Source organism: Streptomyces sp. NBC_00704 (genome assembly GCF_036226605.1).
In the GTDB taxonomy this organism is placed as follows: Bacteria; Actinomycetota; Actinomycetes; order Streptomycetales; family Streptomycetaceae; genus Streptomyces.
In genome coordinates this window covers 6,976,195-6,993,689 of sequence record NZ_CP109000.1, presented here as the reverse complement: position 1 = coordinate 6,993,689, position 17,495 = coordinate 6,976,195, and the positions used below count along the sequence as shown (strand labels likewise).

General features: G+C 73.7%; 14 protein-coding genes. 10 read left to right on the top strand and 4 right to left on the bottom strand.

Going from position 1 to position 17,495, the window contains the following annotated elements; all coding sequences use genetic code 11:
• Window positions 1-50: 50 nt before the first annotated feature.
• Window positions 51-1,064: a LacI family DNA-binding transcriptional regulator gene (locus tag OG802_RS30340; protein WP_329415622.1), complete on the bottom strand. Its 1,014-nt coding sequence runs from the start codon at window positions 1,062-1,064 to the stop codon at window positions 51-53.
• Between the two features lie 499 nt (window positions 1,065-1,563).
• On the opposite strand from OG802_RS30340, the gene OG802_RS30335 reads away from it, so the two are divergent.
• The 6 genes from OG802_RS30335 to OG802_RS30310 all read left to right on the top strand — a co-directional run bounded on the left by OG802_RS30335 (window position 1,564) and on the right by OG802_RS30310 (window position 7,071).
• Complete coding sequence (locus OG802_RS30335) at window positions 1,564-2,529, top strand: glycoside hydrolase family 6 protein (protein ID WP_329415620.1); 966 nt, start codon at window positions 1,564-1,566, stop codon at window positions 2,527-2,529.
• 392 nt (window positions 2,530-2,921) lie between these two features.
• Window positions 2,922-3,092, top strand: coding sequence for a hydrophobic protein (locus OG802_RS30330; protein ID WP_329415618.1), 171 nt, complete (start codon window positions 2,922-2,924; stop codon window positions 3,090-3,092).
• Between the two features lie 267 nt (window positions 3,093-3,359).
• A complete protein-coding gene (locus OG802_RS30325) occupies window positions 3,360-4,214 on the top strand; it encodes a UbiA family prenyltransferase (RefSeq protein WP_329415616.1) in 855 nt (284 codons plus the stop codon).
• A gap of 190 nt (window positions 4,215-4,404) precedes the next feature.
• Window positions 4,405-5,490: a type III polyketide synthase gene (locus OG802_RS30320; protein ID WP_329415613.1), complete on the top strand. Its 1,086-nt coding sequence runs from the start codon at window positions 4,405-4,407 to the stop codon at window positions 5,488-5,490.
• Complete coding sequence (locus OG802_RS30315) at window positions 5,487-6,005, top strand: isoprenylcysteine carboxyl methyltransferase family protein (protein WP_329415609.1); 519 nt, start codon at window positions 5,487-5,489, stop codon at window positions 6,003-6,005. The genes OG802_RS30320 and OG802_RS30315 overlap by 4 nt, the downstream gene beginning before the upstream one ends.
• Window positions 6,006-6,015: 10 nt before the next feature.
• Window positions 6,016-7,071, top strand: a complete 1,056-nt coding sequence (locus tag OG802_RS30310) for an NAD(P)/FAD-dependent oxidoreductase (protein ID WP_329415607.1) — start codon at window positions 6,016-6,018, stop codon at window positions 7,069-7,071.
• A gap of 527 nt (window positions 7,072-7,598) precedes the next feature.
• Here the strand turns inward: OG802_RS30310 and OG802_RS30305 are convergent.
• The gene (locus OG802_RS30305) at window positions 7,599-9,500 is read right to left on the bottom strand and encodes an ABC transporter ATP-binding protein (RefSeq protein WP_329417535.1); all 1,902 of its coding nucleotides are present in this window, start codon (window positions 9,498-9,500) and stop codon (window positions 7,599-7,601) included.
• 354 nt (window positions 9,501-9,854) lie between these two features.
• On the opposite strand from OG802_RS30305, the gene OG802_RS30300 reads away from it, so the two are divergent.
• Together OG802_RS30300 and OG802_RS30295 are read left to right on the top strand one after the other, a co-directional pair.
• Entirely contained in the window at window positions 9,855-10,754 is a 900-nt protein-coding gene (locus OG802_RS30300) for a lysylphosphatidylglycerol synthase domain-containing protein (protein WP_329417533.1), read from the top strand.
• A gap of 251 nt (window positions 10,755-11,005) precedes the next feature.
• Complete coding sequence (locus OG802_RS30295; RefSeq protein WP_329415602.1) at window positions 11,006-12,103, top strand: mechanosensitive ion channel family protein; 1,098 nt, start codon at window positions 11,006-11,008, stop codon at window positions 12,101-12,103.
• 16 nt (window positions 12,104-12,119) lie between these two features.
• Here OG802_RS30295 and OG802_RS30290 read toward each other — a convergent pair whose 3' ends face one another.
• Entirely contained in the window at window positions 12,120-13,661 is a 1,542-nt protein-coding gene (locus OG802_RS30290; RefSeq protein WP_329415600.1) for a M1 family metallopeptidase, read from the bottom strand.
• A 207-nt stretch (window positions 13,662-13,868) separates the two neighbouring features.
• On the opposite strand from OG802_RS30290, the gene OG802_RS30285 reads away from it, so the two are divergent.
• On the top strand, window positions 13,869-16,088 hold the full coding sequence (locus OG802_RS30285; protein WP_329415599.1) for an NADP-dependent isocitrate dehydrogenase: 2,220 nt from the start codon (window positions 13,869-13,871) through the stop codon (window positions 16,086-16,088).
• A gap of 97 nt (window positions 16,089-16,185) precedes the next feature.
• On the opposite strand, the gene OG802_RS30280 is transcribed toward OG802_RS30285, so the two are convergent.
• Entirely contained in the window at window positions 16,186-16,527 is a 342-nt protein-coding gene (locus tag OG802_RS30280; RefSeq protein WP_329415597.1) for a DUF5713 family protein, read from the bottom strand.
• Window positions 16,528-16,614: 87 nt separating this feature from the next.
• On the opposite strand from OG802_RS30280, the gene OG802_RS30275 reads away from it, so the two are divergent.
• Window positions 16,615-17,412, top strand: a complete 798-nt coding sequence (locus tag OG802_RS30275) for an N-formylglutamate amidohydrolase (RefSeq protein WP_329415595.1) — start codon at window positions 16,615-16,617, stop codon at window positions 17,410-17,412.
• Window positions 17,413-17,495: the final 83 nt, after the last annotated feature.

Genomic DNA, 17,495 nt, shown 5'->3' with positions numbered 1-17,495 from the left:
GCATGGCAGGGCCGGGTACGTCAGACGCCGGCGCGTCAGGCGCCTGCATGTCACGCGCTGGAGCGGATGACCAGTCGGGTGGGCAGGATCAGCGGGGTGGGGTCCTGGCCGTTGACCAGCGCGGCCAGCATGCGCGCCGTCTCCCGTCCGAGGGCCGTGACGGGCTGATGGACGGTGGTGAGCGGCGGGTCGGCGATGCGGGCGATCTCCAGGTCGTCGAAACCGACCACGGCGACGTCGGCGGGGACCAGCCGGCCGGCCTCGCGCAAGGTGCGCAGCGCACCCGCGGCCATGTTGTCGTTGGCGGCGAACACCCCGTCCACCTCGGGGTGTTCGGCGAGCAGGGCGGCCATGACGGCGGCTCCGCTGGGCTCGGTGAAGTCCCCCTCCCGCGGCGGGAACGGATCGAGTCCGGCCGCCAGCACGGCATCGCGGTACCCGCGGTACCGGGCGCGCCCGGCCTCGGTGTCCATGCGCCCGCAGATCGCGGCGACGCGTGTGCGTCCGCACGCGAGCAGATGATCGGTGGCCTCGCGCGCCCCGCCGACGTTGTCGACGTCCACGTACCAGCGCGGAGCCGGACCGACGGGGCGTCCGCCGAACACGACGGGCATCTCCGCCTCCCGGGCCATCCGGGCGAGCGGATCGCCCTCGCGCAGCGCCATCAGCATGACGCCGTCGGCGCCCCTGGACCGCAACAGCTCCGCCACTCGCGCGCGCCCTCGGTCGGAGGCGGCCAGGCAGAGCATGAGGTGCAGGTCGGCCTCCTCCAGAGCCTCCGCCGCCCCCACGATCACCTGGGCGAAGAACGGATCCGCGAAGATCGACGGATCCTCCCCCGAGACGACCAGGGCGGCCGCTCCCGTCTGACGGGTGGCCAGAGCGCGGGCGCGCGGGTTGGGGACGTAACCGAGCTGCCGGACGGCCCGCTCGACCGCCTCACGCTTGACGCGGCTGACGTGGGGGGCGTTGTTGAGGACGCGGGAGGCCACGGAGCGGGAGACGCCCGCGAGTCCTGCCACCTCGTCGAGCGTCGGCTGTGGACGGGGCTCGGTCGCTGTCATGGGTGTGGGCCTTTCCGTCGCGGCCGGACGAAGCGCCCCAGGGCGCCGAGGTGCGGCGGCCGCGAGGTGCGGTGGTCCCCGAGGTGCGGAGGGCCCGGAGTGCGGAGGGTCCGACCACGGAGGTCCCGGTGCGCGGAGGGTTCCCGAGCCACGGAGGTCCGGGGCACCGGGAGCCCGACGTACGGGACCCGTGCCTGGATGAACCGGGCGGCCGGGAACTGGAAGCGCTTCCAATTCCGGGACTGTAGAGCCTCGTTCCCGCCCTGTGAAGACCTGGCGCTCTTCGCCGCGCACCCCGCGCGGCGGCAACGGCGTTTTCCGCAGGGGTGCTTGACAGTTCCCACGGCCCGCCACACGATACCGACCACACCCCTTGGCTCCCCGTGCCGCTGGAAACGCTTCCAGTGGGAGCGCTCCCAGGGGTCGCACCTCCTCAGCGCGTCGCACGCTCGGGACGATCGTGTGCGGCGCATCCCCGCCAGGAAACCGAGGTTCAGTCATGCGCCGCAGACTCCGCGCCCTCGTGACAGCGTTCTTCGCCCTCCCGCTGGCGCTCGCCGCCGCCCCGTCCGCTCACGCCGCCGACCCGACGACCATGACCAGCGGGTTCTACGTGGATCCCGACTCCAGCGCGAAGCGGTGGGTCGCCGCCAACCCCGGCGACGGCCGGGCCGCCGCGATCAACGCCTCCCTGGCCAACACCCCCGCGGCTCGCTGGTTCGGCTCCTGGAGCGGCACCATCGGCACCGCGACGGGCGCGTACGCGGGCGCCGCGGACAGCCGGGACAAGCTGCCGATCCTCGTCGCGTACAACGTCTACAACCGCGACTACTGCGGCGGGCACTCCGCGGGCGGAGCCGGCTCGCCGTCCGCCTACGCGAACTGGATCGCACAGTTCGCCGGCGGGATCGCCGGACGTCCGGCCGTCGTCCTGCTCGAACCGGACTCCCTCGGGGACTACGGGTGCATGACGCAGGGTCAGATCAACGAACGCCAGGGCATGTTGAGCGGCGCTCTCGCCCAGTTCAAGCGGCAGGCCCCCAACACGTGGGTCTACCTCGACGCCGGCAATCCCGGGTGGGCCGGAGCGGCGACCATGGCCCAGCGCCTCAACGACGCCGGTCTGCGGCAGGCCCACGGGTTCTCCCTCAACATCTCCAACTACTTCACCACCGCCGAGAACACCGCCTACGGCAACGCCGTCAACAGGGAGCTGAGCGCCCGCTACGGCTACACCAAGCCGTTCGTCGTGGACAGCAGCCGTAACGGCAACGGGTCCAACGGCCAGTGGTGCAACCCCGCGGGCCGTCGTATCGGCACCCCCACCCGGACCGGGGGCGGCGCGGAGATGCTCCTGTGGATCAAGACGCCGGGCGAGTCCGACGGCAACTGCGGCGTCGGGGGCGGCTCCTCGGCAGGCCAGTTCCTCCCCGAGGTCGCCTACAAGATGATCTACGGCTACTGATCCACGGCCGGCGGCCCGGCCGGCCGGCGACGTCTGGCGCGACCCAGGCACCTGGCGGCCCCGCCTCGTCGTGGTCCACCTCGGCGCGGCGACGTCCTCCGGGCTGTCACTGGCGCTACTCGGCGCGCGACGACCGGCTCCTCGCCGACCGGCTGACGTCGTTCGTCGCGGGTCTCCCGATCGGCTCGTGACGACGGCGGTCCACCGGCCGCAGGGGGGCCGGTGGACCGCCGTTCCCGGGCTGCCGCCCGCACCCCGTGAGCCGTCCGGGGTGCGGGCGGGAAGCGTGGCGGAACCGGGTCCGGTTCCCGTGGAAGCGGTGAAGAAACCAGGGAAATCGACCGTATGTTCCTGGCATCAGGGGGCACGAGGAGCGTCGGAGGTTGATAACTATGGTTCCCCTGCTTCTCGTTCTTCTTCTGGCCCTGATCCTCTTCGGCGCGGGCTTCGCGCTGAAGGCACTCTGGTGGATCGCCGTCATCGTGCTGGTCGTCTGGCTGCTCGGCTTCGTCATGCGCAGTGTGGACTCCGGCGGCCGCAAGGGCCGCTGGTACCGCTGGTGACGCAGCGCACGACAACCGTTCTGTGGGCCCCGGGATCTCCCGGGGCCCACAGTCGCGTTCCGGGCGGGTGCGCTCCCCGGGACAAACGGTGTAACGACCACCTTGCCGGGCACCAGGGGTCATAGCTGGGGCCCGGTGAAGCAGTGGAACCTGCGCCTCCGATCACCGGGCCCCAGCCCCGCGCTCGGGCCCCGCGGCGGCGGCCGGCGTCCGCCGGATGCCGGAGTGGTTCGTGTGAGCGGGCGGGCGGCGTGGCAGCGATGCTGCATGCCCCTCATGGTCACGCGTGCGCTGCCGGACCGGCCCGGACCGTCCGCCCTGTCCGCCCTGTCCGCGCTGCTCGCCGCCGCCCACGGCGGACCGGCCCTCGCGGTCACCGCGGTCACGGGTCTGCTCGCGGTGCGCGGGGGTCTGCGTCCGCTCGAGGCGGTCGTCGTCACCGCGGCCGTGTTCACCGGCCAGCTCACCATCGGCTGGGGCAACGACCTGCTGGACCGGGGCCGTGACCGCGCGGTCGGCCGCCTCGGCAAACCGCTGGCCGTCGGCAGCCTTCCGGCGGGCCGGGCGGCGCGGGCCCTGGCGGCGGCCGCGGCGGCCTGTCTCGTGCTGTCGGCGCTGGCCGGCTGGCGCACCGCGCTGGTCAACGCCACCCTGGCCACCGGCGCGGGCCACGCCTACAACCTCGGGCTCAAGGCGACCGCGTGGTCCTGGGCGCCGTACGCCTGCGCCTTCGGCGCGTTGCCCTCCCTCGTCACGCTCACCGGCCCCGAGCGGTGCTGGGCGCCGCTGTGGACGACCGGCGCCGGCGCCCTGCTCGGCGTGGGCGCGCATCTGCTGAACGTGCTGCCCGACCTCGCCGACGACGAACGCACCGGCGTCCGCGGTCTCCCGCACCGGATCGGCGAGCGGCGCTCGCGGGTCCTCGCCGCGGTGCTGCTGCCCGCCGCCTCGCTGCTCACCGTGCTCGGCCCGGCGGGGAGGCCGCCGGCGTGGGCCTGGGCGGTCCTCGCGCTGGTGGTCGTCCTGGCCGTGCTCACGCTGGTCGCCCGCGGCCGTGCGCCCTTCCGGGCCGCGATGGCCATCGCCCTGGCCGACGTCGCGCTGCTCGTGGCGGTGGGCTGATGGCTCCTCCGGCCCGCCGCGCCGGCCTCCCCGCGACCGTCCCGCGCCGTCTCGACGTCGACACCCGCGCCGGGCCCGGGCCGGCCCGGCACGTCGCCTCCGCCTCCCCGCCCCGCCCCTCTCCTCCCCGCCCCTCCCCACCGACCCGCCGACCTGCCGACCAGCCGACCAGCCGACCACCGGAGCCAGCATGACCATGCGCGTCCTCAGCGTCCGCGGCGCCCTGCCCGGGCACCGACACCGTCAGGAGGAGATCACCGCGTCCTTCACCGCCGCGCTGGGCGGCGGCGTCGACCGCGCGGTCGTGGAACGGCTCCATCGCAACGTGTGCGTCGAGACCCGGCACACCGTGCTGCCGCTGCACGAGTACGCCCGGCCCGGCGACTTCGGCCGGGCCAACGACGCCTTCATCCGGGCCGGCGTGGAGCTGGGGGCCCGTGCGGTGGTCGACGCGCTCAAGGACGTCGGCCTCACCCCGGCCGACGTCGACTACATCGTGTCCTGCACGGTGACCGGGCTCGCCGTGCCCTCGCTGGAGGCCCGCGTCGCGGCGGAGATCGGGCTGCGGCCCGACGTGGTGCGGCTGCCCCTCGTCGGCCTGGGGTGCGTGGCGGGAGCGGCGGGCGTGGCCCGGCTCGACGACCTGCTGCGCGGACGGCCGGACGGGGTCGCGGTGCTGATGTCGGTCGAGCTGTGCTCGCTGACCCTCCAGCGTGACGACGCGTCGGTCGCCAACCTCGTGGCCGCCGGCCTGTTCGGGGACGGCGCCGCGGCGGTGGTCGCCGTCGGCTCCGGGCACCCCCTCGCGCAGTCCGACGACCCGGCCCGGCCCGAGGTGCTCGCGTCGCGCAGCCGGCTGTATCCCGACTCGGAGCGCATGATGGGCTGGGACGTCGGCTCCGGCGGGCTGCGGATCGTGCTGGACGCCTCCGTCCCCGATCTGGTGCGCCGTCATCTCGGCGACGACGTCCGCGGCTTCCTCGCCGACCACGGACTGACCCGCGACGACGTGCGCTGGTACGTGGCCCACCCCGGCGGTCCCCGGGTGCTGGAGGCGGTGCAGGAGGCCCTGGGAGTGGACCGGGACGCCCTGCGGCTGACCTGGGACTCGCTGCGGCGGATCGGCAACCTGTCCTCCGCGTCCGTGCTGCACGTGCTGGCGGACACGCTCGCCGAGCGGCCGCCCCCGCCCGGTTCCCACGGTCTCATGCTCGCCATGGGGCCGGGGTTCTGTTCCGAGCTGGTGCTCCTGCGCGCACCGGGCGGTGAGCGGTGAACGGTCTGGCCGCGTTCACCGTCCTGGTCGCGGCCGTCGCCCTGGAGCGCGTCGCCGAACTCGTCGTCTCCCGCCGCAACGCCGCGTTCAGCCTGGCGCGGGGCGGCGAGGAGTGCGGGCGGGGGCACTACCCGTTCATGGTGGTCCTGCACACGGGTCTGCTCGCCGGCGCCCTGGTGGAGGCGTGGACCCGCCGCCCGGATCCGGGGGCGGTCCTCGCCTGGACCATGTTCGCGCTCGTCGTGGCCGCGCAGGCGCTGCGCTGGTGGTGCATCGCGACCCTGGGACGGCAGTGGAACACCCGCGTGATCGTCGTTCCGGGCGCCGCGCGCGTGACGGGCGGCCCCTACCGGCTGCTCCCGCACCCCAACTACGTCGCCGTCGTGGTGGAGGGCGTCGCGCTCCCGCTGGTGCACTCGGCGTGGGTGACGGCGGTCGTCTTCACCGCCCTGAACGGGTTCCTGCTCACCGCCCGCATCCGCACCGAGGACGCGGCCCTGACCCGGCTGGCCTGAGGAGGCGCACATGGACCTGCTCGTCGTGGGGGCGGGCCCGGCCGGCCTGGCGACGGCGTTGCACGCCGCCCGGGCCGGGCTCGACGTCACCGTGTGGGAGCGGCGGGACGGAGTCGTCGACAAGGCGTGCGGCGAGGGGCTGATGCCGGGCGCCGTGGCCGCGCTGGCCGCGCTCGGCGTGCATCCGCCGGGGCGCGACCTGCACGGCGTCCGCTACGTCGCCGGGGCGCGCCAGGTCGACGCCGGTTTCCGGGAGGGTCCGGGCCGAGGGGTCCGGCGTACGGCGCTGCACGCCGCGTTGCGCGAGGCGGTGCTGGCCGCGGGCGTCGCGGTCGAGCGGCGCACGGCGCACCTTGTCGAGCAGGACGGTGACGGGGTGCGGGTCGACGGGGTCCGCGCCGGTCACCTCGTCGCCGCCGACGGGCTGCACTCGCCGGTCCGCCGGGCCCTGGGGCTCGACCGGCCGCACCGTGGCCGCCCCCGGTACGGGCTGCGGCGCCACTACGCGATCGCCCCCTGGAGTGATCACGTCGAGGTGCACTGGGCCCGTGACGCGGAGGCGTACGTGACGCCGGTGGCCGACGGTCTCGTGGGCGTCGCGGTGCTCAGCGCCGGCCGCGGCTCCTTCGACGGCCACCTGGCCGCCTTCCCCGGGCTGCGGGAGCGGCTCGCCGGGGCCGGCCCCGCCGGGCCGGTGCGCGGGGCGGGCCCGCTGCGGCAGGAGGCCGGGGCGCGAACCGCCGGCCGCGTGCTGCTGGTCGGCGACGCGGCGGGCTACGTCGACGCGCTGACCGGCGAGGGCGTCGCGCTGGCCCTCGCCCAGGCGGCGGCCGCCGTCCGGGCCGTCGCCGGCGGCGACCTCGCGGCCTACGAGCGGGAGTGGCGGCGGCTCACCCGCCGCTATCGCTGGCTGACCCGCGCGCTGCTGGGCGCGACGCGGGCGCCGACGGCCCGCGCGGCGCTGGTGCCCGTGGCGCAGCAACTGCCGTGGCTGTTCCGCGCGAGCGTCGACGCACTGGCCCGACCGGCCGACCGCCCCGCTTCAGCGCGCCGACCGACCCGATAGGACACGGGCCAGGGGCGCGCACTCAGCCGCTCACGCACCCGACGTCAACCCCACACCCGCCCCGCACCCGCACCGCGCCCGCCCCTTGCCCACACGGCGCTGGCACCCCTTGCGGAGCAACTGCCCGGGCTGTTCCGCTCGAGCGCCGACGCACTGGCCCGACCCGCCGACCGCCCCGCGGCAGCACGCCGACCGACCCGATAGGGCACAGACCGGGGGCGCGCACTCAGCCGCTCACGCACCCGACGTCAACCCCACACCCGCCCCGCACCCGCACCGCGCCCGCCCCTTGCCCACACGGCGCTGGCACCCCTTGCGGAGCAACTGCCCGGGCTGTTCCGCTCGAGCGCCGACGCACTGGCCCGACCGGCCGACCGCCCCGCGGCAGCGCGCCGACCGACCCGATAGGGCACAGACCGGGGGCGCGCACTCAGCCGCTCACACACCCGACCTCAACCCCACACCCGCCCCGCGTGCCCTTGGCCTTGGGGCCGTCCGGCGCGGGCGGGCGGGCGGTGGCGTCGTGTTCAGAGGGCGGCGGCCTCGGTGGCGGGCTCCGCGGCCTGGGCCGTCCCCGGCTGCGCGAACTGCGTGCGGTACAGCTCCGCGTACCGTCCGCCGTCGGCGAGGAGTTCCTCGTGCGTGCCGCGTTCGACGATCCGTCCGGCTTCCACGACGAGGATGAGGTCGGCGGCGCGCACGGTCGACAGACGGTGGGCGATGACGAGCGCGGTGCGGTCCACGAGGGCCTCGGCGAGGGCTTCCTGGACGGCGGCCTCGGAGGTGTTGTCGAGGTGCGCGGTGGCCTCGTCGAGGATGACGACGCGCTGGCCGGCCAGCAGCAGGCGGGCGATGGTCATGCGCTGGCGTTCGCCGCCGGAGAGCCGGTAGCCGCGCTCGCCGACCACGGTGTCGAGGCCGTCGGGCAGGGAGCGGACGAGGTCGTCGAGGCGGGAGCGGCGCAGGGCGTCCCACAGGGCGTCGTCGTCGGCCCCGGGCCGGGCGAGCAGGAGGTTGGCGCGGACGGTGTCGTGGAAGAGGTGGCCGTCCTGGGTGACCATGCCGAGCGTGGCCCGCAGGGAGGCCGCGCTCAGTTCCCGGACGTCGACCCCGCCGATGCGGACGGCGCCCTCGTCGACGTCGTACAGCCGGGGCAGGAGCTGGGCGATGGTGGACTTGCCGGCGCCGGAGGAGCCGACGAGGGCGACGGTCTGCCCGGGATCGGCGCGGAAGGAGAGGCCGTGCAGGACCTCCTCGCCGCCGCGTGTGTCGAGCACCGCGACCTCCTCCAGGGAGGCGAGCGAGACCTTGTCGGCGGACGGGTAGGCGAAGCGGACGTCGTCGAACTCGACGGACACGGGGCCTTCGGGGACCTGGCGGGCGTCCGGCTTGTCCTCGATGAGCGGCTTCAGGTCGAGCACCTCGAAGACCCGCTCGAAGCTGACCAGGGCGCTCATCACCTCCACGCGGGCCCCGGCGAGTGCGGTGAGCGGGGCGTACAGGCGGGTGAGGAGCAGGGCGAGGGCGACGACGGCGCCCGGTTCCAGGGAACCGCTCAGGGCGAGGCGTCCGCCGAGGCCGTAGACGAGGGCGAGGGCCAGGGCGGAGACGAGGGTCAGGGCGGTGAGGAAGACCGACTGGGCGGTGGCCGTGCGGACGCCGATGTCGCGGACGCGGGCCGCTCGGGCCGCGAACTCGGCCGACTCCTCCTCGGGGCGGCCGAACAGTTTGACCAGGGTGGCGCCGGGCGCGGAGAACCGCTCGGTCATGCGGGTGCCCATCGCCGCGTTCAGCGCGGCGGCCTCCCGCTGCATCCCGGCCATCCGGCGGCCCATGCGCCGCGCCGGGATCACGAACACCGGCAGCAGGGCGAGCGCGAGGAGCGTGACCTGCCAGGACAGGGTGAGCATCACGGCGAGGGTGAGGATCAGCGTGACCAGGTTGGACACCACTCCGGAGAGGGTGTTGCTGAAGGCGCGCTGGGCGCCGATCACGTCGTTGTTGAGTCGGGAGACCAGCGCTCCCGTACGGGTACGTGTGAAGAACGCGACCGGCATCCGCTGCACATGATCGAACACGGCTGTGCGCAGATCGAGGATGAGTCCCTCCCCGAGCGTCGCCGAGAGCCTCCTGCCCAGGATGCCGAGGCCCGCTTCCAGTACCGCGATGCCCGCGATGAGCAGCGCCAGCCGGACGACGGTGTCCGCGTCGCCGTGCGACACGATCGCGTCGACGACCCGTCCGGCCAGGACGGGGGTGGCGACGGCGAGCAGCGCGGTCAGCATCCCCAGCACCACGAACAGTGCGATGCGGCGGCGGTGGGGGCGCGCGAAGGCGCCGATGCGGCGAAGTGTGGCCCGGTCGAAGGGGCGGTGTTCCTGCTGGGCGTGCATGACGCTGTACAACTGCGTCATGGCCGTGGCGTCCATGCTCATGGAAGCGACCGTAGAACCTCGAGCTTCGTTGAGGTCAAGGTTTTCCCCACACCGGTTCCCACGCCGGTTCTCACGCCGGGCCCCATGCCGGTTCCCCTGCCGGTCCCCACGCCTGTCCCGACGGCTCCCGACACGCCGGCCCCGAACACGACGGCCTCGAACACGAAGGACCCGATGACAGTACGTAATGCTCCGTCCCCGCTTGCTGTTACGTCCCCCGTTGCCGTCACGTCCCCGCTTCCGCGACCCGTCGTCGGCGCCGCGCGGAGACCGTCGCCGGGTGCGGCGGCGGTCGCGCTCCCGCCGCGCAGGCCGGCCCGGCGGCTGCCGGTGCGCCAGGTGCTGTGTCTGGTGCCCCTGGTGCTCGTCGTCGTGGTGGCGGTGCGGCACCGGTCCGTCCTCGTCGACGGGTTCGCGCAGTTGCGGCGGGCCGAGTGGCCCTGGCTGCTGGCGGCGGTCGGGGCGACCTGCCTCACCTGGGTGGCGGCGGCGGTGACCCGGCAGGGCGCGGTCGTGGAACGGCTGCCCGGACGGCGGCTGCTGGCGACGCAGTTCGCGGCGGGCGCGGCCAACCATCTGCTGCCCACGGGGCTGGGCGCCGGCGCGGTCAACCTGCGGTTCATGACGGTGTGCGGGGTGCCGCTGGCCCGCTCCTCGGCGGCGCTCGCGCTGTACCTGCTGGCCGAGGGCGTCGCCCGGGCGGGCCTGCTGGCGGTGCTGCTGCTGGTCTTCCCCGACGCGCTGCGGCTCGGCTCGCTGCTGCCGGACGGGACGCTGGGCCCGTTGCTCGCCGCCCTCGGCGTGCTGGCGGTGGCGGCTGCGTGCGTGCTCGCCCTGGCGGGGCGGCTGCGGTCGGCGGCGGCCTCCTTCCTGCGCACCGCGCTGGCCGAGGCGCGCTCGGTGCACAGCCGTCCGGCCCGGGTGCTGGCGCTGTGGGGCGGCGCCCTGGCGTTCCCGCTGCTACAGGCGGCCGGTTTCGCGGCGGTGGGACGGGCCCTGGGGCTGCCGGTGCCGGCGGCGCACCTGGCGGTGGTGTATCTCGCGGCGACGGCGGCGGTGGCGCTGGTGCCGACGCCGGGCGGGATCGGTTCGGTGGAGGCCGCGCTGGTGGTGGCGCTGGTGGCCGCGGGCGCCCCGGTGGCGGCCGCGACGGCCGTGGCCCTCGGCTACCGCATCATCACCGTGTGGCTGCCGCTGGTGCCGGGCGCGCTGACGCTGGCGGCGCTGGTCCGCATGAAGATCATCTGAGCCGGGCCGCACAGCGGAACGTCAGCACGTCCGTGAGCTGTGCGATCGCGCCACCGCGGCCGGTTCCTCGGTACGAACTCCCGTGCCGGATACGGCAGGATGAGCGGTCGCGCCTCTCCGCGAGCGAGCCGGAGGGGCGACCGCACATCCCGGAACCGAACAGGTGACATCGTGACGAGACTCCCCATCCGGCTCCCCATCCGGCCGTCGACAGCCCCCGCGTCCAGGCGGCGACTTCCCGGAGGAGAGCGGTGAACCGCACCCTGACCCTCGACGACGGCGTCGTCGCCGGAATCGCCGTGGCCGCCGGCCTGTTGGCCGCGTTCCTGTCCCGGACGCTGCTGCGCTGGCTGGCGAAGCACGCCAAGCGCACCAGGTGGAGCGGCGACGACGTCATGGTGGACGCGCTGCGCACCGTGGTGCCGTGGGCGGCGATCGCGGGCGGCGCGGCGTCCGCGGCGGCGGTGCTGCCGTTGAAGAAGGCCGTCCAGCACACGGTCAACCAGTCCCTGACGGTGCTGCTGATCTTCGTGGTGACCGTGTCGGCGGCGCGGGTCGTCGCCGGGCTCGTGCAGTCGGTGACCTCCTCGCGTTCCGGGGTCGCGGGATCGGCCACGATCTTCGTCAACATCACCCGGATCCTGGTCCTGGCGATCGGCTTCCTGGTGGTGCTCCAGACGCTGGGGATCTCCATAGCGCCGCTGCTCACCGCCCTGGGCGTCGGCGGTCTGGCCGTGGCGCTGGCCCTCCAGGACACCCTCGCGAACCTCTTCGCGGGCATCCACATCCTGGCCTCCAAGACCGTCCAGCCCGGTGACTACATCAAGTTGAGCAGCGGGGAGGAAGGCTACGTCGAGGACATCAACTGGCGTCAGACGACCGTGCGCGCGCTCTCCAACAATCTGGTCGTCATCCCCAACGGCCAGCTCGCCAAGTCGAACATGACCAACTACATGCGTCCCGAGCAGCAGTTGACGGTTCTGGTGCAGGTGGGCGTCGCCTACGACAGCGATCTGGAGCACGTGGAGCGGGTGACGTCGGAGGTGATCGCGGAGGTCATGGCGGGCGTGGACGGCGCCGTGCCGGATCACGAACCCGCCATCCGCTTCCACACGTTCGGCGACTCGCGCATCGGCTTCACCGTCATCCTCGGCGTGGGCGAGTTCAGCGACCAGTACCGGATCAAGCACGAGTTCATCAAGCGCCTGCACCGCCGCTACCGCGAGGAGGGCATCCGGATCCCGGCGCCGGCCCGCACCGTGGCCCTTCAGCAGGGTTCGGTGGTCATCCCGCAGCAGCGCACGGGCGACGGGGTCGTGCAGGGCGAGCGGAGCGCCCTGCACGACTGACGGCGGCGGCTCGCGGTCAGAGCGTGGCCGAGTTGTCGCGCCGGGGCGCGTCCGTGCGGCGGCGCGGTGCGGTGAGGGACGGGGGCACCGGGGTGACCGTCCAGTCCGGATGGCCGGGCATCCTCGGCGTCGTCGTGCCGTACAGCCAGTCGCGCAGGAAGCCGGCGACGTCCTGACCGCAGGTGTGCGAGGCGACGTCGATGTAGTCCTGCGTCGAGGCGGAGGAGTCGCGGTGGCGGGCCAGGAAGGTCCGTTCGACCGTGTGGAAGGCCTCCTCCCCGATGAGCTGGCGCAGGGCGTACAGGACGAGGACGCCGCCGAGGTAGCGCTGGCTGTCGAAGAGGTCGGCCGCGTTCGGCGCGGCGACCGGGCCGGAGGTGGCGCGCCACTGGTCGCCGCGCGCGTAGGTGTCCTTCATCCGGGCCTCCATGGTGGTCAGGCCCAGGGAGTCCGCCCAGCCGCGCTCGTAGCGGTAGAGCAGCCCGTAGAAGTCGGCGTGGCCCTCGTTGAGCCACAGGTCGGCCCAGGTGGCGGGGCTGACGCTGTTGCCGAAGTAGGAGTGGACCAGCTCGTGCATCATGTGCGAGCCGATCTTCGGCTCGGCCTGGAGCAGGAAGTTCGGCTTGTAGAGGGTGAGGGTCTGCGTCTCCAGGCCGGTGAAGTCGAAGGCGTTCGGGTCGTCGGAGTTGCAGGGCAGCAGTCCGTACGTCTCGAAGGGGTAGGCGCCCAGCCGGGCCTCCAGCCACTCGATGTGGCCCGGGGTGAGGGCGAGGGCGGGCTCCAGGGCCTCGGCCCGCGCGGTGGGGACGACGTCGCGCAGGCGCAGCCCGTGCGGTCCGCGGCGCTCCTTGACGACGTAGTCGCCGACGGTGATCTGTACCAGTTCGGTGGCGATAGGCGAGCGGGAGCGGTAGGTGTGGGCGGTGCGGTCGCCGGCCAGTTTCTCGGTGCACACCAGCGTGCCGTTCGCGACGGCGCGCAGGGCCGTGGGCACGGTGACGCGGAACGAGAAGCGCGCCTTGTCCGACGGGTGGTCGTTGCAGGGGAACACGGTGTGCGCCGAGTCCGGCTGGGGGCATATCGCGAACCCGTCCGGCGTGGGCACCCAGGCGGTGTGCGCGAGGGAGCGCCGCGGGTCGGCCGTGTACGTGACGCGGACCGTGACGCGCTCGCGTGCGCGCAGCGCGCGGGCGGGCGTGATCCGCAGCTTCTCGTCGGCCTGCTCGAAGGCGGCGGTGCGGCCGTCGACGCGGACCGTGCGTATGTCGAGGCCGAGGGAGTCGAGGGAGAGGCGGGTGAGGGCCTGCGTGGTGTGCAGTTCCAGGGTCGCCGTGGCGTCGACGAGCGCGGTCGTCGCGTCGTAGGTGAGGTCGAGGTGGTAGGCGGAGACGCGGTAGCCCGCGTTGCCCAGGTTCGGGAAGACGGGGTCCCCGAGGGTCTCGGGCGCCGGAGCGCCGTCGGTCCTCCCGTCCGCGTGGGCGGCGTTGCCCCCCGCCAGGACTGCTGCCGTGCCGATCAGGGCGGCCGCCGGGGCCGTCACTCTGCTGCGATATCTCATGGTCCGCTTTCGCTCGGGCGGCCGGGTGGTCGGTCCGGCCGTCGGTCAGTCGAGGCTCTACCCCCGTTGACCGCGAAAACGGCCGCTTCGGTTGCATGCGGAAGAGCCCTCGGGCGACGCGGCTGTGAGGAGACCCCTGTCGAGCCGGACCCGGGCACGAGATATCTTGATGTCGAGCAATGTTGCAGACGTGGAGCGGAGCACCCGGTGACTGACTCGACCATCATCTATACGCACACTGACGAGGCCCCGGCCCTGGCGACGTATTCCTTCCTGCCGGTGGTCCAGGCGTACGCCTCGCAGGCGGGTGTTCCCGTGGAGACGCGGGACATCTCGCTGGCCGGACGCATCATCGCCGTGTTCCCGGAGTACCTGACCGAGGACCAGCGGATCCCGGACGCGCTGACCGAGCTGGGCGAGCTGGCCAAGACGCCCGAGGCCAACATCATCAAGCTGCCGAACATCTCGGCGTCGATCCCGCAGCTCAAGGCCGCGGTCGCCGAGCTTCAGGCCCAGGGCTACGCGCTGCCGGACTACCCGGACGACCCGAAGACCGACGAGGAGCGGGAGATCCAGGCCCGCTACGACAAGATCAAGGGCTCCGCGGTCAACCCGGTCCTGCGCGAGGGCAACTCCGACCGCCGCGCCCCCGCGTCGGTCAAGAACTACGCCAAGACCCACCCGCACCGCATGGGCGCCTGGTCGTCGGACTCCAAGACGAACGTCGCCACCATGGGCGAGAACGACTTCCGCTCCACCGAGAAGTCCGCCGTGATCTCCGAGGCGGGCTCGCTGCGCATCGAGCTGGTCGCCGCCGACGGCTCCACGACCGTCCTGCGCGAGTCCGTGCCCGTCCAGAAGGACGAGGTCGTCGACGCGTCCGTGCTGCACGTCGCGGCGCTGCGGGAGTTCCTCACCGCGCAGATCGCCCGCGCCAAGGCCGAGGGCGTGCTGTTCTCGGTGCACCTCAAGGCCACGATGATGAAGGTCTCCGACCCGATCATCTTCGGTCACGTGGTCCGCGCGTTCTTCCCGAAGACCTTCGCGCAGTACGGCGCGGCCCTGGCGGCGGCCGGACTGTCCCCCAACGACGGCCTCGGCGGCATCTTCAAGGGCCTGGAGTCGCTGCCCGAGGGCGACGCGATCAAGGCGTCGTTCGACGCGGAGCTGGCCGAGGGCCCGGCCCTGGCGATGGTCGACTCCGACAAGGGCATCACCAACCTGCACGTGCCGTCCGACGTCATCGTCGACGCCTCGATGCCGGCCATGATCCGCACCTCCGGCCACATGTGGGGCCCGGACGGCCAGGAGGCCGACACCCTCGCGGTCCTGCCGGACTCGTCCTACTCGGGCGTGTACCAGGCCGTGGTCGACGACTGCCGCGCCCACGGCGCCTACGACCCCTCGACGATGGGCTCCGTCCCCAACGTCGGTCTGATGGCGCAGAAGGCCGAGGAGTACGGCTCCCACGACAAGACCTTCGAGATCAAGGCCGCCGGCACGGTCCGCCTCGTCGACCAGGCCGGCAACGTGGTCATCGAGCAGGAGGTCGCCGAGGGCGACATCTTCCGCGCCTGCCAGACCAAGGACGCGCCGATCCGCGACTGGGTCAAGCTGGCCGTCACCCGCGCCCGCGCCACCGGCGACCCGGCCGTGTTCTGGCTGGACGAGACGCGCGCCCACGACGCGCAGCTGATCACCAAGGTCAACGCCTACCTGCCGGAGCACGACACCGAGGGCCTGGACATCCGCATCCTGGCTCCGGTCGAGGCCACCAAGCTGTCGGTGGAGCGCATCCGCCGCGGCGAGGACACGATCTCGGTCACGGGCAACGTCCTGCGCGACTACCTCACGGACCTGTTCCCCATCCTGGAGCTGGGCACCAGCGCCAAGATGCTGTCGGTCGTCCCGCTGATGGCGGGCGGCGGCCTGTTCGAGACGGGCGCGGGCGGCTCCGCCCCCAAGCACGTCCAGCAGCTGGTCAAGGAGAACTACCTGCGCTGGGACTCCCTGGGCGAGTTCTTCGCCCTGGTGCCGTCCCTCGAGCAGTTCTCCGAGGCCACCGGCAACACCCGTGCCAAGGTGCTCGCCGACACCCTCGACCGCGCCACCGCGACCTTCCTCAACGAGGACAAGTCCCCGACCCGTCGCGTCGGCGGCATCGACAACCGCGGCAGCCACTTCTACCTGTCCCTGTACTGGGCGCAGGAGCTGGCCCGGCAGACCGACGACGCCGAGCTGGCCAAGGCCTTCGCCCAGCTCGCCGAGACGCTCGCCGCGAACGAGCAGGTCATCGTCGGCGAGCTGAACGCCGTCCAGGGCCGGCCGGCCGACATCGGCGGCTACTACCGGCCCGACCCGGCCAAGGCGGCGGCGGTCATGCGCCCGTCGGCCACCTGGAACGAGGCCCTCGCCTCGCTGAGCTGACCCGAGCGGCCCCGAGCGGCCGCCCGACCGACCGCGCCCCGACCGGCACCGCCCGGCCGGGGCGCGGCCCGTGTCAGCGCCGCCCGCCCGGCGGCGCTCACCAGTCGCGGGTGGCGATCAGCTCCTCCACGTCGGCGTCCTCGAAGCCGTAGGCCCGCGCGACGAAATGGAAGTCCTCGGCTATCTCCTCGCGGGCCACGGTCTCGATGTCGCTGTCCGCCTCCCAGAAGGCGTCCTGCAAGGCGTTGAACTCCTCGGTGGCGGCCCGGGTCAGGGCGTACAGCGCGTCGAGGCCGTCGGGCCGCTCGGCCTCCAGCCGCTCGCACAGCCGCAGCAGGATGTCCCTGCCCCGGTCCACCAGATGATCCGGGTAGTAGCCGTCCCGGTACAGCGCCTTCAGGAACGCGTGTCCCGTGACCTGCTCGTTCGTCGCCGCCATGCCGGTTCCCCGCCCTGTTCGCCGTTGTGCTGTGATGGCGTCTCCGATCATGCACCACACCACTGACAACGCCCCGGGAGCCGTCCGATGACCCCTGCCGCACCGTCCTTCGCGTTCCTGCCGGGCGCCGCCGACTCGCCCGTGATCCTCCATGTGCCGCACTCGGCGCGGGAGATACCCGCCGACGTGCGGGCGGGCATCGTCCTGGACGACGAGGCACTGGAGCGCGAGCTCGACCACATCACCGACTCGCACACGGCGCGGATCGCCCAGGAGGCCGCCCGCACGGCGCCCCTGACGCCCTGGCGGTTCGAGAACCGGCTGTCGCGGCTGGTCGTCGACCCGGAGCGGTTCCCGGACGACCGCGAGGAGATGCTGGCCGTCGGCATGGGCGCCGTCTACACGCGGACCACGCACCGTGAGCCGCTGCGGCCGGACGGCGCCGATCCCGAGCCGCTCGTCGCCCGCTACTTCCGGCCGTACGCGCAGGCCATGACCGACGCCGTGGCCGACCGGCTGGCCGCCGTCGGCCGGGCCGTCGTCATCGACGTGCACTCCTACCCGGCCGAGCCGCTGCCCTACGAACTGCACGGCGAGGGCCCGCGGCCGCCGGTGTGCCTGGGCACCGACGCCTTCCACACCCCGCCGGAGCTGCTCGCCGCCGCACGCGAGGCCTTCGCGGGCCTCGGCGAGACCGGGCTCGACAGCCCGTTCGCGGGCACGTACGTCCCCCTGGAGTACTACGGCAAGGACCCCCGCGTGAGCGCGCTGATGGTGGAGATCCGCCGGGACACCTACATGACCGAGCCGGGCGGCCCGGCCGGACCGGGCCTCCCCCGGCTCGCCTCTGCCCTGGCGGCCCTGGTGACGGCGGCCACCGCCTGACCCGCACCCGGGCCCTCCCCGCACGGGGTCGCGCGGCGTCCCCGGAGCTGCTCCGGGGGCGCCGTGCTTCCGGGCGCGCGCGG